The sequence below is a fragment of the Actinopolymorpha pittospori genome (genome assembly GCF_014873875.1).
Classification (GTDB): Bacteria; Actinomycetota; Actinomycetes; order Propionibacteriales; family Actinopolymorphaceae; genus Actinopolymorpha; species Actinopolymorpha pittospori.
Genome location: NZ_JADBEM010000001.1, coordinates 1,910,010 through 1,931,720, shown reverse-complemented (window position 1 = coordinate 1,931,720; position 21,711 = coordinate 1,910,010). Strand labels below are relative to the sequence as shown.

Below are 21,711 nucleotides of genomic sequence, written 5' to 3'. Positions count from 1 at the left end.
CATGACCACGACGCCTCTCGCCGCCCCGGCCTCCGCCGGCGAGCCGGGTTCGACCGCCCGCCGGCACGCGGGCCGGTCGAAGTCGGAGTTGTTCTCGCTGTATCTCGCGATCTCGCCGTTCTACATCCTGTTCGCGATCTTCGGGCTCTTCCCGATCCTGTTCTCCTTCTACCTGTCGTTCCAGAACTGGAACGGCATCGGCGACATGCATTTCGTCGGGCTGGCGCAGTACCAGTTCATGCTGTCCGATCCGACGTTCTGGAAGTCGATCCTGAACACCTTCGAGATCTGGTTCATCTCCACGATCCCGATGTTGTTCTTCGCCCTAGTCATCGCCTTCCTGCTGAACCAGAAGATTCGCGGCCGCAGCGCCTACCGGATCGCGTTCTTCATTCCGAACGTGACCTCGATCGTGGCGATCGCGATCATCTTCGGCTCCATCTTCGCCAACCAGTTCGGTCTGACGAACGCACTCCTCAGCTCCTTGCACCTCGACACCATCGAGTGGCTGAACACGCCGTGGGGAATCAAGTTCTCCATCGCGGCGATGGTGGTCTGGCGATGGACCGGCTACAACGCGATCATCTATCTCGCTGGCCTGCAGGCCATTCCGACGGAGCTGTACGAAGCGGCGCGGGTCGACGGCGCGAGCCTGCGGCAGGTGTTCTTCCGCATCACCGTCCCGATGCTGCGGCCGATCATTCTCTTCACCGTCATCACCTCGACCATCGGCGGTATGCAGCTCTTCACCGAGCCGCAGGTCCTGGTCGGTAACGGCGGCGGGCCCGGCAACGAGGGCCAGACGATGGTGCTCTACCTGTACGAGCAGGCATTCGTGAACAACCAGTTCGGCTACGGCGCGGCGATCGGCTGGGGTCTGTTCGTCATCATGATCGCGTTCTCGCTGATCAACTGGCGCCTGGTCCAAGGGCGCGGCGAGCGCGGCCCGAAGGGAGTGCGCGCATGAACCCCGTCCTCGCGCAGCGGCTCAGGTCGACGCTCACGCACGTCGTTCTCCTGCTCGGTGTCGCCCTCTCGATCTTCCCGTTCTACTGGATGTTCGTGATGGCCAGCCGGACCACCCAGGACATCTTCAAGTTCCCACCGGCGCTCGTCCCCGGGACCCACCTGCTGGAGAACATCCAGAAGGTGTTTGACAGCATCGACGTCCTCGGCGCGACCTTCAACACCCTCGTGGTGGCGGTCCTGACGACGGTGTTGGTGATGTTCTTCGACTCGATCGCGGCGTTCGCCTTCGCGAAGTACGAGTTCCCGGGCAAGAACATCCTGTTCGTCATCCTGCTCGCGACGTTCATGGTTCCGGCGCAGCTGTCGACGGTCCCGTCGTTCGTCATCATGGCGAACTTCGGCTGGGTGGGATCGCTGCAGGCGCTGATCGTCCCCGGTGCCGTCAACGCGTTCGGGATCTTCTTGTTGCGGCAGTACGCCCAGGGCGCGATCAGCACCGAACTGCTGGACGCCGCCCGGATCGACGGGTGCAGCTACTGGCGGCAGTACTGGCACGTGGCCGTGCCGCTGCTGCGGCCGGCGCTGGCGTTCCTCGGCATCTTCACGTTCATCGGTTCGTGGAACGACTACTTCTGGCCGTTGGTCGTTCTGACCAACCCCGCGCGGCAGACCCTGCAGGTCGCGCTCTCCCAGCTGAACGGGCTCTACATCACCGACTACAGCATGGTGATGGCCGGGACACTGATCGCGGTGATCCCGCTCATCATCGTGTTCTTCCTCGGGGCCCGGCAGTTCCTCTCCGACCTCGCGGCGGGTGCGGTGAAGCAGTAGTCGACGCGTACCTGATCGGCCCGGCCGGGCTGGTCAGCGAGTTGGGCCTGGGAGCGGCCGGCGAGATCTTCGCCGGCCGCTCCTTCGCTTCACGGACTGACTATCCTCAGCCAGTGTGAGGAAACGCGGTACACAGGCCCTGCTCCTCCCGCACGGCGTGCGGGCCCTGGTGCCTGTCTTCGCGGCCTCGGGTGGAAGTGGCCGCTCCACGCTGGCGGGTCTGCTCGCGCAGGCGCTCGCGCCGACCACCCGCACGGTACTGGTGGACACCTCGCCGCGGGCCGCGTCGCCGTGGGCCGACTGGCTCGGCGTCGGGGTCGCCCGTGACGAGGCGGTCGGGCTGCCCGGTGTGCTCAGCCCACCCGGACGTCCGCTGGACCTCGCCGCCCTCGAGACCGCCGTCGTCCGCCGCGGCGTCCCCCTCGGCCGGCTCCGCAAGGACGACCTGCCCGACATGGGCACCGACGCCGCCGGCGGACCCGGCTACGACGTCCTCGCCGACGTACGGCCGTGGACGCGGCCACCGGTCTCGGTGCCCGACGACCCCCGTTGGTACGCACAACTGCTCCAGACCGGTGGCTGGTTCGCCGGCGTGGTCGACACCGCGGTTCCCCTCGCCGCGGCACATGTCGCGGCCCGCAACGCCGCCCGGCCGTCGGTGCTGGACCTGTGGGCCCGGCGCACGGACGCCGTACCCGTCCTGGTGACCGCGGCGACGGGGTTCGGGGCGACGGCGCTCGCCCGGCTCGTGACGGTGCTGGCCCAGGACGGCCTGCCGATCGATCGGATGATCGCCGTCGTCGTCAACGTCGCGGGAACCGACCCGCCGAAGTGGATGCAGGGCGAACTCGACACCGTGCGTGGCCGCCTCGCCGCGCTCGTGCGGGTCCCCTACGACAAGGCGATCCGGGCCGACGGGCTGGCCAGGCTCGGCGACGTCGGCGCCGCCACGATGCAGGCGGCGCAGCAGATCGTCCGTGAGGTCGCGGGGCTGGTCCGGCCGCAGGCCAGCGAGGAGCGGGTGGCCTACGACGAGGTCGCGCCCGCGCCCCAGTCACACCAGCCACCGGTTCACCAGCCGCCGGGACCCGGTCCGCGCGGGTCGGGGCAACGACCCCAGCCGAACCCCTCCGGAGGTCCGGAGCGACCCGGCTGGGTTCCACCACGCCGAGGCTGACAACCCGCCGCGCCGGCCTGGATGTGGGACGCCACGCGCGGTGTATCCGCGCCGCGCCGGCAAGGCGGAGGAGGAGCCAACAGCGGTGTCCTGTTGGTGACGACGACAACGTAGCCGGCGTGGATGCGGGACGCCGTGCGGCGCTAGCTGAGCCAGCCGGGGCGGACGAGTCCGGCTTCGTAGGCGAAGACGACCAGCTGCGCCCGGTCACGCGCGCCGAGCTTGATCATCGCCCTGCTCACGTGCGTCTTCGCGGTCGCGGGACTCACCACGAGCCGGGCGGCGATCTCGTCGTTCGACAGTCCCTCGGCGACCAGCGCGAGCACCTCGCGTTCGCGGTCGGTGAGCACCTCGAGGTCGGCCCCGACGACGGGTTCCTTCGACCGGTTGGCGAACTCCGCGATGAGCCGGCGGGTCACTCCGGGCGACAGGAGCGCGTCGCCGGAGGCGACCGCACGGACGCCGCGCAGGAGTTCGACGGGCTCGGTGTCCTTGACGAGGAAGCCGCTCGCGCCGGTGCGCAGCGCCTCGAAGACGTACTCGTCCAGGTCGAAGGTGGTGAGGATGACGACGTGCACCCCGGCGAGGTCGGGGTCGGCGACGATCCGGCGGGTCGCCTCCAGCCCGTCGACGCCGGGCATCCGGATGTCCATGAGGACGACGTCGGGCCGTTGCGCGACCGTCCCGGCAACGGCCTGGTCTCCGTCGCCCGCCTCGGCGACGACCTCGATGTCGGGTTCGGCGTCCAGCAGGGAACGGAACCCGGCCCGCACCAGCGCCTGGTCGTCAGCGAGCAGCACCCGGATCATGGTGCTCCCTCCTGTGGGAGTTCGGCGTACACCCGGAAACCCTTGCCTGGCACGGGTCCGACGACGAGGTCGCCGCCGAGGGCGGTCACACGTTCGCGCATGCCCGCGAGCCCGCTGCCGCCGGTCGAGCCGTCGTTCGGGTTCGCGTTCGGCAGACCGGAAGCCACGGCGAGCCCGTCGTCGACGACTTCCACGACGAGCATCCGCCCGCCGTAGTCCACCCGCACCCAGGCCGTCCGCGCGCCGGAGTGGCGCAGCACGTTCGTCAGCGCCTCCTGCACGATGCGGTAGGCGGCGGTGTCGACGCTGGAGGGCAGCGGCACCGGTCGTCCTCCGACGGAGACCCGTACGTCAAGGCCGGCTTGACGGGTCCGGGCGGCGAGGTCGTCGAGCCGGCGCAGACTGGGCGCGGGGTGGCGAGGGCCGGACTCGTCGACCTGTCGGAGGACGCCGAGCACCGACCGTAGCTCGACCAGCGTCTCCTTGCTGGCCTGCTTGATCGCGGTGAGCGCGGTCCGAGCCTGTTCGGGTTGGGCGTCCATCAGGTGTAGCGCGACCCCTGCCTGCACGTTGATCAGGGAGATGTTGTGGGCCACCACGTCGTGCAGCTCCCGGGCGATCCGCAGCCGTTCCTCGGTCACCCGCCCGGCGGCCTCGGCGGCCCGGGCGCGGCGGCTCTCCTCCACTCGTTCGACGCGGATCCGGGTCAGTTCGGCGCCGATCAGGACGACGAGCAGCCAGCCGGCGACGATCACCGCCTTGACGAGGGACGGACCCGCGTCGGCGCCGCTCAGCCAGCCGATCGCCAGGTGCCCGAAGTAGAGCACCCCGGCGCTCACCCAGGCGACCAGCCGGTGTCGCTGCCGGACCGCCTCGATCAGGGCGATGATCGGGCTGAACACAAAGGGCCCGAGCGGGTAGCCGAGCCCGAGGTAGGCGAGCGTGAGCGCCATCAGGAAGCACAGGACCGCGACGATCCGGTGGTGGCGGAAGACCAGTGCCGCCGGCCCGGCCACCAGCAGGACAATCGCCAGCGGGGCGACCGGCTCCGGAGCGGCGCCCAGGTGCCTGGCCGCGCCGAGCGTGCCGAAGACCTGGACCACCGCGAGCACCAGCGGCAGCTTCACCGGCCAGGAATGCCAGCCGTGCCACCACGCCTCGCCCGCTCCGGCCGGGTCACACTCGATCGGACCACGTTCGGGCGCGGCCGAGCGCCGGCTCGCGGGAGCCGACCCGGGGCCGACGGGCGGTGTGGTCACGGAGGAACGCTAGGCCACACCCCGGCGTCCAGGCATCGGTCGCAGGGGGTCAGCCCGCCTACGCCGTGGGGAGTACGGCTCCGGAGCCGGCTTTGGACAGAAGTGCCAGGAACTCCGCGACCGACAGCGATCCGGGCGGCGTGCCCTCGCGGGCCGCGCGGTTGGCGAGGTGGCGGGCGAGCTCGTTCGCCGGGGTGGGTACGCCATGGATCCGGCCCAGCAGCACGATCTCGCCGTTGAGATGGTCGGCCTCGATGGAGCCGGTCGCCCGGGCGAGGCTCTGCCAGGAGGAACTCCCGGTGCGCGCCTTTCCGTTCACCGGGCGCGTGCGGATCGCCTCGCCACGGCGTTCCCGGTCGTCGTCGAAGGAGAGGTAGGAGATGCCGACGGCCTCCAGCACGGCCCGACCCTCCTCCCGGATCAGCTTGTTGACCGGGGAGATGTCCTCGCCCCGCCCGCCACAGAGCGCGTCGACGGCGTTGCCGATGTTGCCGAGGAGCTTGGTGTATTTGCCGCGCATGATGTCGGGTCGGGCCTCGGAGAGGAAGGTCGCCGACCGGAACGCCGCCGCGACCTGCTCGGCGATGTCGTCGACCCCGTCGGGGTAGCGCCCTAGATCGAGGATCCCGGTGACCGGTGCCGACTGCGCCTCCACGACGCCGGGCGTCAGGTGCGTGGCCGGGAACCTCACGTGGACGCCGTAGACGTTGGCGAAGTGGCGCAGTGCGGCGAGCTCGTTGGCGACGCCGTTCTGGACCACCACGATCGGCGTGCCGGGGTCGGCGACGGCGGCCAGGGCGCGCAGTGCCTCCTCGGTACCGGTGCTCTTCATCGCGAGGAGCGCCACGTCACCGGGCCGCCAGTCGATCTCACTGGGGTGCTCCACGGCCGGGATGCGCAGCGTCTGGGAGTCGTCAGGCGAGTCGACCCGCAACCCGTCGGCACGGATCGCGGCCAGGTGCTCACCACGCGCGATCAGCACGACGTCGTGACCGGCGGCGAACAGGCGGGCACCGAGGACGCCCCCGATGGCGCCGGCGCCGTAGACGACAAAACGACGGATGTCGGGGAGCGGTGCGGGCGAGCCGACCGCGGGGGATTCGGACTGGTCCAGGGCCACGGACCCGAGCCTGCCAGTGGGCGCGGCGTTCGCCAAGCGTGCCCGGCCGGAGGTGAGACTCTCACCCCACCGTGAGGATCCGGGCGCGCCCGAGCGTGCCGGCTGCCGGCAGGTCCGTCGTACGGACCGGGCGACCCCGCGCGAGCTTCCGGACCATTGCCTCGGTGGGCTGGCCCTGCCCGTGCTCGAAGAGGAGGTACGACACCGGACCCGGTGGCAGGTCTCCCGCGCGGGCCTGGCGCAGGTTCGCCGTGGCGCAGCGGGAGTACCACCCGGCCTCCGGCGGCGCCTGCGCCACCACCACGCAGGGCGCGGACGGCCCCGCGGACTCCGAGGACCGCACCGCCGCCGCGGCGAGCGCCACCGACGCGCGTTCGCGGCTCACCGGGATCAGCTGGTTGTCGATCAGCAGCCGGGCGCTCACGGGCATCGTGGCCACCGCCACCACGGCGAGAGCGCCCAGCAGCACCGCCGACCTACGGCCCGCCCACGTCGAGAGGGTCTGGACGCCGGCCAGCAGCAGCAGGAAGACCGACAGGAACACGAACCTCGGCTCGCCGTGCGCGGTGAGCCCCAGCATCACCACGAGCGCAACGGCGGCGAGGACCACGAAGACCGTCCGACGGTCCTCCGGACGCGCCGCCGTGACCTGGCGACCACCGCCGCCGCCACGGGTTCGGCTCGTCCGTGCACGCAGCAGCCGCCAGCCGGCGAGGACGGCGCCGACCACACCCGCGGCCATCACCACACCGCCCCACGGGCCGGCGATCATGATCGGGAGGATCGAGAGGTAGTAGCGCAGGCCGTCGCCGAAGAAGACGGGGTTGCCGGCCTCCCCGGCCGCGCGGACGAGGCCGAACACCGAACCGGTCAGGCGTTCGGCCTCCACCAGGTGGGGCACCAGCCCGACGAACAACACCACGATCGCGCCGGCCACATCCCGGCCGCGCGCCAGCCAGGGGCGGGGACCCCACACCAGCAGGGCCGCCAGCACCAGCGCCAACATGCCCGCGACGGCGCCGTACCGCAGGTAGAACGCCGCCAGCGCGAACGCCGCCGCGCCGACCAGGTGGTGGCCGCGGGAGCGTTCCTGTGCGCGGACGAGGCAGTACGCCATCCCAGCCAGCATGCCGGCGGCGCCGACGTCGCTGAGGTACTCCGGGACTCGGCGCATGACACCGGGTGCCGACAGCACGAGCAGCGCCACCACGAACCCACGACGCGGCCCGAGGAGGCGGGCCGCGGTCCAGAAGAAGAGCCCGAAGGCGGCCAGGGCGAGGGCCAACCCGACCAGCCGGACGGCGAGCTCACCGTCGTGGAACGTGAGCGCGACGTAACCGAGCACGGGGAGTCCCGGCGCCCTGTGCAGACCCCACTGGGAGGCCGGAATGTCGGTGAGCCAGGAGCGCGCCTTGGTCGCGTAGACGGCCTCGTCGTGCCCGAGGTAGGGCGCCGATGACTGGAGTGCCGCCCAGACGGCTGTCGTGAGCCCGAGGACGACGAGCACAAAAGCCCAGGTCGGAACGATGCGAGCGCGGAGAGTCGCGCGTTCTGTCCAGATGACAGACCGCTCTCTCAACATTTGAGACATAGTTTCGCAGGCCCTCCCGACCCGTTACCGTGACTTCCGGTCATGAGTGCCAGCAGGAGGCTCGACCACCGCACGGTAGCCGTCCGGACTGGACGCGTTCTTCGCGGTGGCGGCGCCTCGCCAGCCCCGGCTCGCTGGCCGGCAACCCTCCTCCGCGGTGGGGTGCCCCGGGTGAAGACCAGGCCGCGCCGACCGGCGCGGCAAGCGCGGACCCCACGCCCACCGGGTCCCCGAGACCTGTGAGGTGTGCCGTGCCCCTGATCGACGTCCAAGCCGAGCGCTGTTCGCCCGACATCGTTCTCCCGTCCTACGAGGATGTCTCCGCTCCCACCGATGCGGTCGGGGTCCGCCCGTTGCTGCCGGTGGTCGGCGCCAACCTACGGGTTCCCCTGGTCACCGGCCAGGAGACGACGTACGCCAACCTCGACTACGCCGCCAGCGCGCCCTGCCTGGAGGAGGTCGCCGCGCATCTGACCGAGGTGCTGCCCTACTACGCGAGCGTGCACCGAGGCGCCGGCTACGCCTCCCAGGTGAGTACGTCGCTGTATGAGAATGCTCGCGCCCAGGTCGCGGCGTTCGTGGGAGCACGCGCCGACGACGTCGTCGTCTTCACCCGCAACACGACCGACGCGCTCAACCTCCTCGCGCACTGCGTGCCCACCGACGGCGCGGGCGAGCGGGCCGGCGACGTGCTGTTCCTGGACATCGAGCACCACGCCAACCTGCTGCCCTGGCAACGCGGTCGGCACCGCTACGTCGTCGCCGGGACCACCCAGCGCGCCACCCTGGTCGCGCTGCGCGCCGAACTCGCCGCGCGGCCGGCGGCCCTGCTCGCGATCACCGGTGCCTCCAACGTCACCGGCGAGGTGCTCCCCCTCACCGAGATCGTCGCGCTCGCGCACGAGGCGGGCGCCCGCGTCGTCCTGGACGCCGCCCAACTCGCCCCGCACCGGCGGATCGACCTCGCGGCCACCGGCGTGGACTACGTCGCGTTCTCCGGGCACAAGGTGTACGCACCGCTCGGCTCGGGTGTCCTGGTCGGGCGCCGTGACTGGCTGGACGAGGCCCCCGCCTACCTGCCCGGCGGCGGCGCGGTCCGTGAGGTCACCCTGACCGGTACGACCTGGGCGAGCGCGCCCCAGCGTCATGAGGGCGGCACCCCCAACGTGCTCGGCGCGGCCGCTCTCGCGCGGGCCTGCCTGGTCCTCGCCGACCTCCCCGAAGGCGCGCTGGAGGAGCACGAGGAGGCACTGCGGAACCGGCTCGCCAGCCGACTCGACGCGCTCGCCGGCGTTCGACTGCACCAGATCTGGCGGGACAGCCCGAGCGCCATCGGAGTCGTGGCGTTCACCGTCGAGGGTTACGAGCCCGGGTTCGTCGCGGCGTACCTCTCCGCCGAGCACGGCATCGGCGTCCGCGACGGGAAGTTCTGCGCGCACCCGCTGCTGTCCCGGCTGGGTGCCCAGGCCGGCACCCTGCGGGCCAGCGTCGGGGTCGGCACCACCCTCAGCGACGTCGACCGGCTCGCGGACGCCGTGGAGCGCCTGCTCAGCGTCGGTCCGCGGTGGGAGTACGCCCGGGTCGAGGGCCGGTGGAGCCCGGTCGGCGATCCCCGGACGGCACCCGCGTGGGCCGGAGCCAGCCTCGGCAGCGCCGGTGGGGCGTCCCCGTGTGAGAGCGGGACCATCCGGTGAGCCTCCTCATGAGTCCCGTCGCGAGTCCGGCCGTGCTGCCCGTCTCGAGCCCGGTCGTGTCTCCGGCCGCGAGCGCCGCCCTGCGCACCTTCCGGCGTCCCACGCTCGAGGTCTTCTGGATCGGCCGGCGCGGTGACCACTTCGACGAGCGGTGTCTGCGCGCCGCTGGTCCGCTCGGCTGACGCCGAACCAGTCGACGCCGTCCCCTGCGACGACATTCTCCGCACACCCGTTCACCGCCGGACGTCCGGCCGTGGGACCAGCGGTTCGAGTAGCCCTTCCGCCGTCACCGACGGCGTCCGCTCGACCGTTCGGGAGAACACCCATGTCCGCGACCTCGCTCAACTTCAGTGACGACTCCGACCGCCTCGGCACCTCCTTCGCCAGCACCCTCGGCACCGGCGTGCCTACGCCGGACGGCCCCAGCGTGGCGGCCGCCGCCGCGCTCGTACGCCGCGTCGCCGCCGACCCGACCCGATGGCGGGACCTCGTCCGCTACGGGCAGGGCGCCGAACGCTGGTATGCCCGGCTCGACGTCGACCCCGAGCACGAGGTCTGGCTGATCTCCTGGCTGCCCGGTCAGGAGACCGGGCTGCACGACCACGGCGAGGCACTCGGTGCCTTCGCGGTGATCCAGGGCGCCCTCACCGAGACCACCCTCGCGCCCGACGTGGTTCCCGGGACCGTGCGGCGGGTGCGGCGAAGGTTCGCGGCGGGACAGGTCCGCGGCTTCGGCTACGAGCACATCCACGACGTCGGCAACGCCGACGGGCAGCCCGCCATCAGCGTGCACGCCTACGCGCCGTCACTCACCGCCATGACGCGCTACTCGCTGGCGGAGAATCGGCTGACGATCGTTTCCTCCGACCGCGCGGGAGTCGACTGGTGACCAGAAGAACCATCGACGAGGTGCTCGCGCAGGCGCGGGCCCGGCTCCGCCGGCTCAGCCCGGCGCAGGCCTACGACCGGGTCCGTGGCGGCGCGGTTCTCGTCGACATCCGGCCCAGCGAACAGCGCGCCCGGGAGGGCCACGTCGAGGGTGCCGTACCCGGCGCGCTGGTGGTCGAGCGCAACGTCCTCGAATGGCGCTTCGACCCGACCAGCGACGCCCGGCTACCCGAGGCGCAGGGCTACGACGTCGAGGTCATCGTCCTGTGCTCGGAGGGCTACACCTCGAGTCTCGCCGCGGCCTGCCTGCAGGACCTCGGGCTGTCCAGGGCGACCGACGTCGACGGCGGCTTCGTCGCGTGGGTGGCGGCCGGGCTGCCGTCCCGCCCGCCCGGCTAGGCACAGTTGGGCCGGTTGGGACGGTTGGGTCGGTTGGGTCGGTTGTCGGACCGGTTGGGCCAACATCGCAGGACTCGTCACGACTTAGGCGTGCCTAAGCTAATGTCTCCTCGTGCGACTCCATCCCGGCGGTCGCCCCGAAGGGAGTACGCCCCCATGACGAACTCGAGGCCTCCAGCGCTTCGCCGGTTGGCGACGACGTTCGCCCCGCTCATCGCGGTCCTCGCCCTGGCCGTCGGCTGCGGTGGCGGCGCCGCGACCACCGACAGCTCCGGTGGAGATGCCGCCGGCGGCGGAGCCGGCGACTCCGCGAAGTCCGACACCGGCTTCCCGCGGACCGTCAAGCACGCGATGGGCAGCACGGAGATCCCGACCAAGCCGAAGCGCGTCGTGGCGCTCGACAGCAGCTTCGTCGACGACACGCTGCTGCTGAACACTCCGGTGGTCGGCTTCACCTCCTACCGCGCGATCAGCGACGAGCTTCCGAGCTACCTCGGCCCCGCCCGCGAGACGCTCGGCAAGGACGCCGTGAGCGTCGGCTCCCTGGAGGAGCCGAGCCTGGAGAAGATCGTCGCGCTCAAGCCCGACCTGATCGTCACGGCGAAGGTCCGGCACGAGGCGTTGTACGACAAGCTCAGCGCCATCGCGCCGACCATCATGTCGGAGAGCAGCGGACCCACCTGGAAGTCCAACATCACCCTGCTCGCGAAGGCGCTGGGTGAGGAGAAGCTCGCCGCCACCAAGATCGCCGCCTACGAGCAGCGGGCCAAGGCGATCGGTGACGCCATCAACGCGAAGGCGGACAACCCGACGATCTCCGTCGTCCGGTTCGTCGACGGTCCGACCCGGCTCTACACCAAGCTGTCGTTCAGCGGCATCGTCCTCACCGACGCCGGGCTCGCCCGCCCGAAGCCACAGGACGTCGCCGATCCCGCGAACATCGCCATCGAGATCTCCGAGGAACGCATCCCGGACGCCGACGCCGACCACATCTTCGTGACGACGTACGCCGACGATGCCGGCTCCTCGGCGAAGACCAAGACGAAGTTCGAGGCGAACCCGCTGTGGAAGCGACTCAAGGGTGAGGTGCACGACGTCGACGACGCACTGTGGATGACGCCGTGCAGCATCCAGGGCGCCGACTACATCCTGGACGACCTGGCCAAGACGTTCGGCGTGGACGCCCAGCGGGGGTAGTGAACGCAGGCGTGGAGCAACAGGCGGGGGACAACAGGCGGGGGAAGCGTGACCGGTGACGACCGGTGCCCCGGGGAGAGGTCGGCGACCCTTCTCCCCGGGGCGTTTCCATGTTCAGGGTCCAGGTCGACGGGCCGGAGACGGCTGCTGGGTAGCTCCCGCACCCGTCGTTTGACCTGAACCACGGTAGAGCTTCTAGGTTGAGGTGCATGATCGACATCGCGGCACTCGCGGCCATTCGGACCATCGACCTCACGACGCGGGGACGCCGGTCAGGACGGCCGCTGCGGATCGAGATCTGGTGGTTCCATGTGGACGGGCGCTTCGTCGTCACAGGCACGCCCGGCCCCCGGCACTGGTACGCCAACGTCCTCACCAACCCCGCGGTGATCGTGCACGTCGCAGACCAGGACCTGCCTGCCACGGCGCGGCCGATCACCGATCCGCGGCTGCGCCACCTGGTCTTCACCGACGCGCAGACCTCGTGGTACCTCGGTCAGTCCTCGCTCGAGGAGCTGGTTCGCAACGCGCCGATGGTCGAGATCGACTTTGCCGAAGGCCCCACGGACTAGCTCGGGTCAGCTCGGGACCACCCACAGAATCGAGATCTCAGTCGCTCACGCGGACGTGCTGGCCCGTCGGAACGAGGTTCTTGGTGTGGAGCCAGTCCTCGATGAGCTGGTTGACCTCGTCCGGCTTCTCCAGCTGGAGCCAGTGCCCGGCGGAAACCACGGACTCGGTGAGGTCCCGGCACGTGTCCCGCATCGCTGTGTGGGCGGACGGGACGTGGATGTCGGCGATGTCGTCGTACTCGGCCCCGACGAACTGGACGGGCATGTCGAGCCGGCCCTCGTGCAACGCCGACTCGGCGTAGCGGGCGTTGTCCGCGTGGTTGAGGTAGTAGCCCGGCGGCCCGTGGAACCCGTTGGTCCGCAGCGCGGAGGTGAGGGCGGCGTAGGTGTTGTCGTCCAGAATGGCCCGGTCCAGCGGAACGTCCGGCGCCTGGTCGGCGCCACCGAACCAGCCCCCGTCGCGGGTGATGTTCGATGAGGGCGCCCGCCGGGTCAGGACGGCGGGATCCCCCCGGCGGAAGAAGTACCGCACGGTGCTGGCGGGGTTGGCGTCGAAAACGCCGGTGACGCGGCGCGGGTTCTGCTCGTAGAAGGCCATGTAGTCGAACTGGCCGAACGGGTCGGACTCCTCGGGGTAGCGCTCCCGGTCGATCCTCGACGTCCGGCCACCGAAACCCTGTGTCCCGAAGGGGATGGCGAGGCTGATCGCGGCGGTGCAGCGCTCGGGGAAATGCGCGGCGATGTTCCAGAGGGTCGAACTTCCCCAGTCGTGGCCGACCCAGATCGCCTTCTTGGCGCCGACGTGATCGAGCAGGCCGATTCATGTCCGCGACGATCAGCTCCTGCCGGTAGGCCGACGACTCCTCAGGAACGGTGGACGCGCCGTATCCCCGCATGTCGGGCGCAATGACCCGACAGCCGGCAGCTGCGAAGTGGTCGATCTGGTGGTGCCAGGTCACCGCCAGCCCTGGCCACCCGTGCACCAGGACGACCACCGGGCCGTCCCTCGGTCCGGCCTCAAGGTAGGACGTCGTCTGAACTGGGGTGGACCGCTGTTTCCGGGTCATCGCACTCTCCTCCCTGGGCGGCAGGATCCGGTTCTCCTCTCCAGCGTTACCTGCTCGCCCACCTCGTCCAAGCCACGACCGCGCTGGGCTTGGGCGCCGGGGAAACCCCCTCTAAGGGGTCGTCGCGGTCGCCGGGCGCCGCGCCCAGAAGAGGCTGTGCCCGCTCTCGTCCTCGGGTACGAACTCCTCATCCGTCACGACCAGCCCGGCCTGGATGATCCAGGTCCGGTAGGTCGCGGTGTCTGCGTGGCTCCACCACATGGTGGCTCCGGCGCCGAGCCAGTCGTCCTCGGTGCCGGTCCAGGCCTGGTGTCCCCCGCTCGCCAGGAACCAGCCGTCGGGACGTAGCCAGGTGGCGATTCGGCGCAGGAGTACCGGCTGCTCCGACAGTGGCATGTGGATCAACGCGTACAGGCAGACCACGGCGTCGAAGGACGCCGCCGGGAACTCGGCCTCGGTGGCGTCGGCGGTGCGGAACGTGGCTCGCGGCACGAGCGTGCGGGCCCGCTGGATCTGTACCTCGCTCAGGTCGACGCCGGTGACCGCGTGACCCGCCTCGCTCAGCGCCCTGGCCACCGGGATGCCGCACCCGCAACCGAGATCCAGGACCGTGCCCCGAGCGGGAAGGCGGCGCCGGAGCCCACGGATCCAGGGCGCGTATCCGCCCTCGTCCGCGTCGTCCGCGCGGTAGGCGTGGGAGATCGCGTCGTATCCGCGGCGTACGACGTCCTTCGGATCGACACCTCGCATCCGCCGGACGCTACAAGCGAGGGGCCGCGGGGTCGAGCGGTTATCGGGGGCGGGATCGCGGGTGGGATCGGACGCGGGCGAGGTTCGGCGGGGTCAGCGACCGACGCCGACAGCGGTGCGGGCCCGGGCGGCCGGCACCACCAGGGGCGTGCCGGTCTCGGGGTCCTCGATCACCCGGCAGCGTAGGTCGAACACCTTCTCGACCAGCTCCGCGGTCATCACCTCGGCCGGCGGTCCGGATGCGACCACCTCACCGTCGCGCATGACGAGCAGGTCGGTCGCGTACCGCGCCGCGTGGTTGAGGTCGTGCAGCACCGTCACCATCGTCCTGCCCTCGCGTTCGTGCAGGTCGGCGCAGAGGTCGAGGACCTCGATCTGGTGTGCGATGTCGAGGAAGGTCGTCGGCTCGTCGAGCAGGAGCAGGGAGGTCTGTTGTGCGAGGGCCATGGCGAGCCAGACCCGCTGCCGCTGGCCACCGGACAGCTCGTCGACGAACCGGTCGGCCAGGTCGGTGACCCCGGTGGACCGCATCGCCTCCGCGACGATGTGCTCGTCGTCGCGGGACCACTGCCGCAGCAGCCGCTGGTGGGGGTAGCGTCCCCGCGCCACCAGGTCGGCGACGGTGATGCCGTCCGGTGCGATCGAGGTCTGCGGGAGGAGGCCGAGCCGGCGGGCGACCTCCTTCGAGCCGTACGACGAGATCACCTGGCCGTCGAGGTAGACGGCGCCGGTGCGCGGTTTGAGCATCCGCGCCAGGGCCCGCAGAAGTGTCGACTTCCCGCAGGCGTTCGGGCCGATGATCACCGTGAACGACTGGTCCCGGATGGCCACGTCGAGGTTCTCGCTGACCACTCTGCCGTCGTACGCCAGGGTGGCCTGCTCGGCGTGGAGCCGGCTGGTGGTGGCCGGCTCGGCGGGCATGGCGGGCATGGCGTTCCTTCCTCCTCCACTCACGTGATCCTCGACCTCCACTCGCGGGCGAGCAACCAGGCGAGGTAGACACCGCCGACCGCGCCGGTCATGACACCGACCGGCAGCTGGGTCGGCGCCAGCAGCCGCTGCGCCGCGAGGTCGCTCGCGACGAGCAGGAACGCTCCCATCAGCGCCGACGACACCAGGCCCACGCCGGGTGCGCGGACGAGCCGGCGCGCGACCTGCGGCGCGGCCAGCGCGACGAACCCGATCGGGCCGGCGGAGGCGGTCGCGACCGCCGTGATCGCCACGGCGACGACGATCAGGATCAGTCGGGACCGCTCCGCGGGTACGCCGAGCGCGGTCGCGGTGTCGTCACCCATCTCCAGCAGGCGCAGCCGCCGGCCGAACAGCAGCAGGATGGGGAGCAGGACGAGCAGGGCGGCGGCGACCGGTAGGACGTGCTCCCAGCCGCGCCCGTTGAGGCTTCCGGTCAGCCACACGGCGGCGGCCTGGGCGTCTCGCACGTCGGCCCGGGTGAGCAGGTAGCTGTTGACGGAGGCCAGCATCGCGCTGACCCCGATACCGATGAGCACCAGCCGGTAGCCCTGGACTCCGCGCTTCCAGGCGAAGAGGTAGACCAGCAGGGCGGTGACGAGACCGCCGACGATCGCCGCTACCGCGACGACGGCCGCCCCCGCGTGGAAGACCAGCAGGGCGATCACCGCGCCGGTCGCGGCTCCGGTGGTGAAGCCCACGATGTCGGGGCTGCCCAGGGGGTTGCGGGACAGGCTCTGGAAGACCGCTCCGCCGACACCGAGCGCGGCGCCGACCAGCAGGCCGGTGAGCATGCGGGGGAGCCGGAGCGTGATCACGACGAACTCCGTGGCCTTGGAGCCGTGGCCGGTGAGCGTACGCAGGACCTCCGCGGGCGAGAGCGGGAAGTCGCCGGTGCCGATGCTCACCACGCAGACGGCGAGTGCCGCGGCCAGGATGAGCAGGCAGACCACGAGGACACGGCTGTCGATGCGCAGGGACAGCCCGCCGTTTCGGGTCCGCAGGATCCGGCCGGTGGGGTGGACTACCTCCGCCGGCGCGGCGTCGCGGGTGGGGGCGCTCACAGGGCGGCGATCCTGCGTCGGCGGACCAGCGCGATGAAGACGGGTGCCCCGACGATGGCGGTGATGATGCCGACCTCGAGTTCACCGGGGCGGACGACGATCCGGCCGAGCGTGTCGGCGCCGATCATCAGGATCGGTCCGAGGACGGCGGAGTAGGCGAGGACCCAGCGCTGGTCGGGTCCGGTGATGGCGCGGGCGACGTGGGGGATGGTGAGCCCGACGAAGCCGATCGGCCCGGCGGCCGCCGTGGCGGCTCCGCACAGGAGGGTGAGCGCGCAGGCGCCGAGGATCCTGGTCCGGGTGAGGTGGGCGCCGAGGGCGCGTCCGGTCTCGTCGCCGAGCGCGATGGCGTTGAGGGCGCCGCCGAGGAAGAGGGCGAGCACCAGGCCGATCACCAGGAACGGCGCGACCTGGGTGAGGACGGATGCGTCCCGGCCGGCCAGCGAGCCGACCGACCAGAAGCGGTACTGGTCGAAGACGTCGGTGTTGGTGAGGGTGATCGCGGAGATGAACGCCGTCAGCGCCGCGGTGATCGCCGTGCCCGCGAGTGCCAGGCGGACCGGGCTCGATCCGCCCCGCCCGCGCGAGCCGAGCAGGTAGACCACCCCCGAGGCGAGGGCGGCTCCGATGAGCGCGAACCAGACGTAGGAGACCAGGCTCGACAGGCCGAGGAACGCGATGGCGATGACGACGGCGGCGGAGGCTCCGGCGTTGACCCCGAGCAGGCCGGGGTCGGCGAGCGGGTTGCGGGTCAGCGCCTGCATGAGAGCGCCGGAGACGGCCAGAGCGGCGCCGACGGCGATGCCGAGCACCGTGCGCGGAAGCCGGAGGTCCCAGATGACGATGGCGGCGTTGGAGTTGCCACGATGCGCCAGTACGTCGAGCACGGTGGAGAGCGGGATCTGGGTCGAGCCCACGGCGATGCTGAGCAGGACGGCGAGGACCAGGACACCGACGGCGATCAGCAGGCCGACCCCACGGACCGTGTTGCTGCGTCGACTCCTGCCGGGCGCCCCCTGCGACGGCTCGGTGTCGTCCGCTCTACCATCCGTGAGGAGCGTTCCGCCTGGGCGCTCGGGCGCACCTGCGAGTCGGCCCATCAACGTCCTCCGGTCGAAATGGGGGCACACCTGGCGCCGATGCCCGGGTCGGTTTCACGGCGTGCGCGTGTCGCCCCGGCCGCGAACCAAGAGAAGGCTAACCTTACTGGGCGCCGCTGTCTGCACCGCCCACCAAGTTCACGGCGAGAGGCCCGTTTCCGGCCGTGCGGCGCGTCCCCCCGGTGTCGTCAGAGTGTCGCCTGGAGTGTCGTCAGGAGTTCTGCTCGAAGGATCGCTCGTACTCCGACCGGATCGTGTTCCCGCCGTCCTCGCGCCACCGCCGCACGGCGTCGTCCCACTCCGCGAGCGTGCGGCGGCCCTGCACCACCTCACGCTGGAGCGCCGTCATCCTGGCCGCGAGCGCGGCCCCCTTGACCGCCTCGGTGGGCGCGAAGAGCCCGACTCGTGGGTCGTGCCGGGTGATCGGGATGATCGCGGCCTGCCAGGCGTACGCCGGTGCGACGTCCACCTGTGGAGCCGGGCCGAGGGTCGGCGGGGAGTCGGTGACGTAGTTGGTGGGCAGCCCGGTCTCCCGCCTGCCGGTCTCGGTGAGAACCGGGTAACCGTCGACGAGGGTGTGGTCGGCGCCCGACCGGCCGAACTTGCGCAGCAGGTACTCCTGCGTCCCGAGCGGGGCGGCGAGCCAGTCGAGGACGCCGAGCAGCCGGCGCAGGGTCTTGGTGTCGGCCTTGCGGAACGCCGTGAAGCCGGAGTTGCCGGTCCCGCCGCGTTGGGCGCCCTCCCCTCCGTCGAACCCGGGTGGCACCAGACCGCGCAGGGTCGCCACCTGCGTCGTGGCGTTCGGGTCCGCGTCCGGGTCGCCGTGGGTGTCCGCCCACACCGTGAAGGAGTCGTGGTTCATCACGACCTGCCCGGTGTTGAGCAGGGTCCGTCGCTTCACCAGGTCGGCGGTGAAGGACTCCGGGTGCAGACAGCCCGCCCGCACCAGCTCGATCACCGCGGAGAGCGCCCGGCGGTACTCGTCCCGCTCGTACTGGTGGGTGAAGCGGCCGTTGTCCTCCACCCACACCGTCGCCGGCCCGGCCATGCCGTAGACCCACGCCACGAGCTCGTCCGGGCAGGCGAGTGCCCAGCGCCGCGCCTTCGGGTCGGTGACCGAGCGACACAGGTCGCGGAACTCCGCGAACGACGACGGCGTGAGCCGGCCCTGGTGCGGGACCAGCTCGGTGCGGATGTACATGGTGGTGTCGGCGAGGGGCCGTGGGACGGGGACGCCGTAGAGGCGGCCGTCGTTGAGCACGCCGCGCCAGGAGTAGGTCGGGAGGTTGGCCAGGAACGGGAAGTCGGCGACCGCGTCGCCGGCCAGCAGCTCGGTGAGGTCGGCGAAGCGTTCGTTCAGCAACGCCGACCGGTCGGGTGCCCCGGGGTGGATCCGCACCAGGTCCGGCAGATCGTCGCCGTCGACGAGGCTCGCGAACCGGCGCTGCCAGTCGGCGGCGGGGACCATCTCGAAGTCGAGGTCGGCCCCGACGCGGGCGTTCAGCGCGGCCCAGTAGCCGTTGCGGTTGGGGCCGGGCGGCACGGGTCCGCCGACCGTGGTGACGATCCGGACCCGACGGCCCTGCCCGGGCCCCTCCGCGACGCCCCGCACGGGGTTGGTGGGGAACCGGAAGAACGCAGGGTTCACGCCGTCCTCGGTGCCCGGCAGGTCGGGTCGCGGACCGGCGTAGGGCAGGTACTTCGGCAGCCGCGCACCACCGCCGTCGGCACCGGAGCCCTCCGCGACACCACCGAACTGACAGCCGCTCAGCACCGGAGCGGCGAGGCCGAGAAGCGCACCACCGGCCAGGCCGCGCAGGAAGCGCCTCCGGTCGAGGTGGTCGAGGCTTCTCGCGTGGGTCACCCAGCCATGATCAACGATCGTGGCCTTCGCGGCCATGCCCTCCCCCCCGCTTCTCACCGGATTGGCCGGTCAGTGGTCGGGCACCGACGCGGTCACCACCCGGTCACCCGGTCACCACGGGCGCGGCGCCTGACCGGACTGGAGCATGTGCCACAGGTTGCTGGGCGCCTCCAGTCCGAAGACCCAGCCCGGCGGATCGGAGCCGGTGAGGAGGGTGAACGCCACCGAGGGGACGAACGCACCCGGTGGCGCCGAGGGACTGATCCCGCACTGGCCGTCGGACTCACCGGGCGGCCGGGCCCACAGCTGCAGGTCCAGGCCGTCGGCGCCGCCGAGCCGAGGCGACACGCCGACCCGCTGCCCGGGTGGGTTGCACCATTCGGTGGTGTTGCCGCCGCTGCCGTTGCGGCTCGTGTCGATGACGAACCGCGCCTGGATCCCGTGCTCCTCCAGCTGTCTCGCCACAGCCTGGCCGTACCCCACGTTCACCTGCGTCGACTGGTAGTTGGAGACGTTCAGGGCGAAGCCGCGCGCCTCGCCGACGCCGGCCCGGATCAGCCGGTCCGCCATCGTCGGGGGATCGACCCAGCTCGAGTGGCCGGCGTCGAGGTACACCCAGGTCGCGGGTGCCCGCGTCGCGAACTGGTTGACGACGTACGACAGGAGCCGCAGTCGGCGCTCCTGGCCGGCCTGGTCGAGGCAGCTGAGGCCCGCGAGCGCGTCGGGTTCGACGATCACCAGCGCCGGGCGCGAGCCGACTCCCCGCACCACGCCGTCGACCCAGGACCGGTAGGACCCCTCGTCGCCGGCGCCGCCGGAGCTGTAGCCGCCACAGTCCCGCTGCGGCATGTTGTACAGCACGAGCACCGGCAGCCGCTGGACCCGTTGGGCGTCGGAGGTGTACTTGCGGGCCACCTGCGACTCGTCCCAGTTGCCCAGGAACCAGCGCCCGATCGGCAGGTCGGCGATGCCCCTGCGGATCTCCGCGCTGCGCGGGTCGGTCGGGTTGTCCCGGACCCAGGCCGTCGGCTGGTTGTCCGGGTCGACGTAGAGCCCGCCCGTCCTCGACACCGGATCGCTCGTTTCCGGGTGCGCGGCCAGCGGCCACGTGTAGCCGGTCGACCACAACGCCGTCGGCCGGGAGGGGCTGGTGATCACCACGATGCCGGCGGAGACGGCGAGGATCACCGAGATCGCGAGGGCACGGGCACCGATCCGCCCGCGCCGGAAATGCTTCCAGCTGTCCCGAAGGCCCATCCTGCTCCCCTTGACCCACTCGCTGGGCGGACCCACTGGCATGTTCGGCCAACGTAACCCGGGGGTGGACACAAGCGGGTGGGCTCAGGACTAGTGGAGGGCGGTCTCCCCGGCACGTTCACCCGATCGAGGGGGCTTTCCGGGACCGGCGCGGCGCCCGGCCGAGACGGGACGGGACGGGACGGGTCGGATCTGGGCAGGATCTGGGTCCGACCCGGGCAGGACCTCAGGTGCGTTCCTGGGCGACCTGCTGGCGGACGCGCGGGATCACCCGCTCCGCGAACTCCCGGCGCTGCGCCGCCTCGTCCCCTCCGGACACCCACAACACGAACGTGTCGAAGCCGATACCGACCGCCAAGTCGGTCAGTTCGTCGACCCACTGGTCGGCGGGTCCCTGCAGGAGCCCCTTCGAGGGACCGCTGGTGAGGGTGCCCGAGACGTTGAGGATCCGTCGGACGTCGCTCGGCGGGCGCCCGGCGGCGGTCGCGGCTTCGTCGACGCGCGCCGACGCCTCGGCGACCCAGGTGGCGTCCCCGCCCTGCAGGGACGGGACCCACCCGTCGGCGACCCGTCCGGTCAGCCCCAGCATGCGAGGACCGTAGGCGCCGAGCCAGATCCCGATCGGGTGGGGCGGCACCGGGCCGGAGACGGCACCGGCCAGCCGGTGGATGTGGCCCTCGTAGCGGAGGTTGCGGCCGCCGCTCCAGAGCAGCCGGATCACCTCGATGCCCTCGGCGAGGCTGGCGTAGGCCTCACCGGGTGAACGACGAACGCCGCCGAACCCCTCGACCGCCTCCCAGAACGAACCGGCTCCGAGCCCCAGCTCGAACCGGCCACCGCTCAGCAGGTCCAGGCTGGCCGCCGACTTCGCGAGCAGGGCGGGTTGGCGAAGGGCCAGGGTGGCCACGTCGGGGAACAGCCGCAGCCGGGTCGTCTGGGCCGCGATCATGCTGAGCAACGTCCAGGTGTCGACGTAGCGCCGCTGGTAGGGGTGGTCCTGGACGCCGAGGTAGTCGAACCCCAGGTCCTCGACCTCCCTCGCGGTGGTGAGCAGGGGGTCGGCGGCGTTCGGCACGAGGAAGTACCCGAACGACAGCTCCCGTCCGTAGTCGGGCATGGCCACTCCTCCGGTGC

21 protein-coding genes, 1 pseudogene and 1 riboswitch are annotated in these 21,711 nt (G+C 71.4%); of the genes and pseudogenes, 9 read left to right on the top strand and 13 right to left on the bottom strand.

Annotated elements, in window-relative coordinates:
• Position 1 precedes the first annotated feature (1 nt).
• The 3 genes from HEB94_RS09160 to HEB94_RS09150 all read left to right on the top strand — a co-directional run bounded on the left by HEB94_RS09160 (position 2) and on the right by HEB94_RS09150 (position 2,977).
• Positions 2 to 967: a carbohydrate ABC transporter permease gene (locus HEB94_RS09160; RefSeq protein ID WP_192749492.1), complete on the top strand. Its 966-nt coding sequence runs from the start codon at positions 2 to 4 to the stop codon at positions 965 to 967.
• Complete coding sequence (locus HEB94_RS09155; RefSeq protein WP_192749491.1) at positions 964 to 1,800, top strand: carbohydrate ABC transporter permease; 837 nt, start codon at positions 964 to 966, stop codon at positions 1,798 to 1,800. The genes HEB94_RS09160 and HEB94_RS09155 overlap by 4 nt, the downstream gene beginning before the upstream one ends.
• Positions 1,801 to 1,915: 115 nt before the next feature.
• Complete coding sequence (locus HEB94_RS09150) at positions 1,916 to 2,977, top strand: hypothetical protein (RefSeq protein WP_192749490.1); 1,062 nt, start codon at positions 1,916 to 1,918, stop codon at positions 2,975 to 2,977.
• Between the two features lie 143 nt (positions 2,978 to 3,120).
• Here the strand turns inward: HEB94_RS09150 and HEB94_RS09145 are convergent, their stop codons facing one another.
• From HEB94_RS09145 to HEB94_RS09130, 4 genes are all read right to left on the bottom strand, one after another.
• Entirely contained in the window at positions 3,121 to 3,786 is a 666-nt protein-coding gene (locus tag HEB94_RS09145) for a response regulator (protein WP_192749489.1), read from the bottom strand.
• Positions 3,783 to 5,045 (bottom strand): sensor histidine kinase, encoded by a 1,263-nt coding sequence (locus HEB94_RS09140; protein WP_337917548.1) that lies wholly within the window; start codon positions 5,043 to 5,045, stop codon positions 3,783 to 3,785. Before HEB94_RS09140 ends, HEB94_RS09145 begins: the two co-directional genes overlap by 4 nt.
• Positions 5,046 to 5,103: 58 nt before the next feature.
• Entirely contained in the window at positions 5,104 to 6,165 is a 1,062-nt protein-coding gene (locus HEB94_RS09135) for a ketopantoate reductase family protein (protein WP_337917547.1), read from the bottom strand.
• A 61-nt stretch (positions 6,166 to 6,226) separates the two neighbouring features.
• Complete coding sequence (locus HEB94_RS09130) at positions 6,227 to 7,747, bottom strand: ArnT family glycosyltransferase (RefSeq protein ID WP_192749488.1); 1,521 nt, start codon at positions 7,745 to 7,747, stop codon at positions 6,227 to 6,229.
• Between the two features lie 105 nt (positions 7,748 to 7,852).
• A riboswitch (SAM riboswitch) is annotated at positions 7,853 to 7,969 on the top strand.
• Between the two features lie 38 nt (positions 7,970 to 8,007).
• On the opposite strand from HEB94_RS09130, the gene HEB94_RS09125 reads away from it, so the two are divergent.
• From HEB94_RS09125 to HEB94_RS09100, 6 genes are all read left to right on the top strand, one after another.
• Positions 8,008 to 9,450, top strand: coding sequence for an aminotransferase class V-fold PLP-dependent enzyme (locus tag HEB94_RS09125; RefSeq protein WP_337917546.1), 1,443 nt, complete (start codon positions 8,008 to 8,010; stop codon positions 9,448 to 9,450).
• 8 nt (positions 9,451 to 9,458) lie between these two features.
• Positions 9,459 to 9,632: a hypothetical protein gene (locus tag HEB94_RS09120; RefSeq protein WP_192749487.1), complete on the top strand. Its 174-nt coding sequence runs from the start codon at positions 9,459 to 9,461 to the stop codon at positions 9,630 to 9,632.
• Positions 9,633 to 9,775: 143 nt separating this feature from the next.
• A complete protein-coding gene (locus tag HEB94_RS09115; RefSeq protein WP_192749486.1) occupies positions 9,776 to 10,339 on the top strand; it encodes a cysteine dioxygenase in 564 nt (187 codons plus the stop codon).
• The gene (locus tag HEB94_RS09110; RefSeq protein ID WP_192749485.1) at positions 10,336 to 10,737 is read left to right on the top strand and encodes a rhodanese-like domain-containing protein; all 402 of its coding nucleotides are present in this window, start codon (positions 10,336 to 10,338) and stop codon (positions 10,735 to 10,737) included. The genes HEB94_RS09115 and HEB94_RS09110 overlap by 4 nt, the downstream gene beginning before the upstream one ends.
• A 156-nt stretch (positions 10,738 to 10,893) precedes the next feature.
• Entirely contained in the window at positions 10,894 to 11,934 is a 1,041-nt protein-coding gene (locus tag HEB94_RS09105; RefSeq protein WP_192749484.1) for an ABC transporter substrate-binding protein, read from the top strand.
• 209 nt (positions 11,935 to 12,143) lie between these two features.
• On the top strand, positions 12,144 to 12,506 hold the full coding sequence (locus tag HEB94_RS09100; RefSeq protein WP_192749483.1) for a nitroreductase/quinone reductase family protein: 363 nt from the start codon (positions 12,144 to 12,146) through the stop codon (positions 12,504 to 12,506).
• Positions 12,507 to 12,543: 37 nt separating this feature from the next.
• On the opposite strand, the gene HEB94_RS09095 is transcribed toward HEB94_RS09100, so the two are convergent.
• The 9 genes and pseudogenes from HEB94_RS09095 to HEB94_RS09055 form a co-directional block, all read right to left on the bottom strand.
• The gene (locus HEB94_RS09095) at positions 12,544 to 13,320 is read right to left on the bottom strand and encodes an alpha/beta fold hydrolase (RefSeq protein WP_202897097.1); all 777 of its coding nucleotides are present in this window, start codon (positions 13,318 to 13,320) and stop codon (positions 12,544 to 12,546) included.
• A 16-nt stretch (positions 13,321 to 13,336) separates the two neighbouring features.
• A pseudogene (locus HEB94_RS54460) lies at positions 13,337 to 13,573 on the bottom strand (alpha/beta fold hydrolase); the annotation flags it as partial.
• Between the two features lie 111 nt (positions 13,574 to 13,684).
• Complete coding sequence (locus HEB94_RS09085) at positions 13,685 to 14,323, bottom strand: class I SAM-dependent methyltransferase (RefSeq protein ID WP_192749482.1); 639 nt, start codon at positions 14,321 to 14,323, stop codon at positions 13,685 to 13,687.
• A gap of 93 nt (positions 14,324 to 14,416) precedes the next feature.
• Positions 14,417 to 15,253, bottom strand: coding sequence for an ABC transporter ATP-binding protein (locus HEB94_RS09080; RefSeq protein WP_192749481.1), 837 nt, complete (start codon positions 15,251 to 15,253; stop codon positions 14,417 to 14,419).
• A 20-nt stretch (positions 15,254 to 15,273) separates the two neighbouring features.
• Positions 15,274 to 16,356 carry a FecCD family ABC transporter permease gene (locus tag HEB94_RS09075; protein ID WP_337917544.1) on the bottom strand — a complete coding sequence of 361 codons (1,083 nt, stop codon included), beginning with the start codon at positions 16,354 to 16,356 and terminating at the stop codon, positions 15,274 to 15,276.
• Positions 16,353 to 17,456 (bottom strand): FecCD family ABC transporter permease, encoded by a 1,104-nt coding sequence (locus HEB94_RS09070; protein ID WP_192749480.1) that lies wholly within the window; start codon positions 17,454 to 17,456, stop codon positions 16,353 to 16,355. Before HEB94_RS09070 ends, HEB94_RS09075 begins: the two co-directional genes overlap by 4 nt.
• Before the next feature lie 211 nt (positions 17,457 to 17,667).
• Entirely contained in the window at positions 17,668 to 19,320 is a 1,653-nt protein-coding gene (locus HEB94_RS09065; protein ID WP_192749479.1) for a type 2 periplasmic-binding domain-containing protein, read from the bottom strand.
• Between the two features lie 111 nt (positions 19,321 to 19,431).
• Entirely contained in the window at positions 19,432 to 20,577 is a 1,146-nt protein-coding gene (locus tag HEB94_RS09060) for a glycoside hydrolase family 6 protein (protein WP_192749478.1), read from the bottom strand.
• Between the two features lie 226 nt (positions 20,578 to 20,803).
• Positions 20,804 to 21,694, bottom strand: coding sequence for an LLM class flavin-dependent oxidoreductase (locus tag HEB94_RS09055; protein WP_192749477.1), 891 nt, complete (start codon positions 21,692 to 21,694; stop codon positions 20,804 to 20,806).
• Positions 21,695 to 21,711: the final 17 nt, after the last annotated feature.

Bases quoted from the DNA above. Each gene is read 5' to 3' on its own strand.
- HEB94_RS09085 (WP_192749482.1), bottom strand. From the start codon at position 14,323: ATGCGAGGTGTCGATCCGAAGGACGTCGTACGCCGCGGATACGACGCG.
- HEB94_RS09155 (WP_192749491.1), top strand. From the start codon at position 964: ATGAACCCCGTCCTCGCGCAGCGGCTCAGGTCGACGCTCACGCACGTC.
- HEB94_RS09145 (WP_192749489.1), bottom strand. From the start codon at position 3,786: ATGATCCGGGTGCTGCTCGCTGACGACCAGGCGCTGGTGCGGGCCGGG.
- HEB94_RS09080 (WP_192749481.1), bottom strand. From the start codon at position 15,253: ATGCCCGCCATGCCCGCCGAGCCGGCCACCACCAGCCGGCTCCACGCC.
- HEB94_RS09055 (WP_192749477.1), bottom strand. From the start codon at position 21,694: ATGCCCGACTACGGACGGGAGCTGTCGTTCGGGTACTTCCTCGTGCCG.
- HEB94_RS09060 (WP_192749478.1), bottom strand. From the start codon at position 20,577: ATGGGCCTTCGGGACAGCTGGAAGCATTTCCGGCGCGGGCGGATCGGT.
- HEB94_RS09130 (WP_192749488.1), bottom strand. From the start codon at position 7,747: ATGTTGAGAGAGCGGTCTGTCATCTGGACAGAACGCGCGACTCTCCGC.
- HEB94_RS09115 (WP_192749486.1), top strand. From the start codon at position 9,776: ATGTCCGCGACCTCGCTCAACTTCAGTGACGACTCCGACCGCCTCGGC.
- HEB94_RS09105 (WP_192749484.1), top strand. From the start codon at position 10,894: ATGACGAACTCGAGGCCTCCAGCGCTTCGCCGGTTGGCGACGACGTTC.
- HEB94_RS09070 (WP_192749480.1), bottom strand. From the start codon at position 17,456: ATGGGCCGACTCGCAGGTGCGCCCGAGCGCCCAGGCGGAACGCTCCTC.
- HEB94_RS09160 (WP_192749492.1), top strand. From the start codon at position 2: ATGACCACGACGCCTCTCGCCGCCCCGGCCTCCGCCGGCGAGCCGGGT.
- HEB94_RS09100 (WP_192749483.1), top strand. From the start codon at position 12,144: ATGATCGACATCGCGGCACTCGCGGCCATTCGGACCATCGACCTCACG.
- HEB94_RS09120 (WP_192749487.1), top strand. From the start codon at position 9,459: ATGAGTCCCGTCGCGAGTCCGGCCGTGCTGCCCGTCTCGAGCCCGGTC.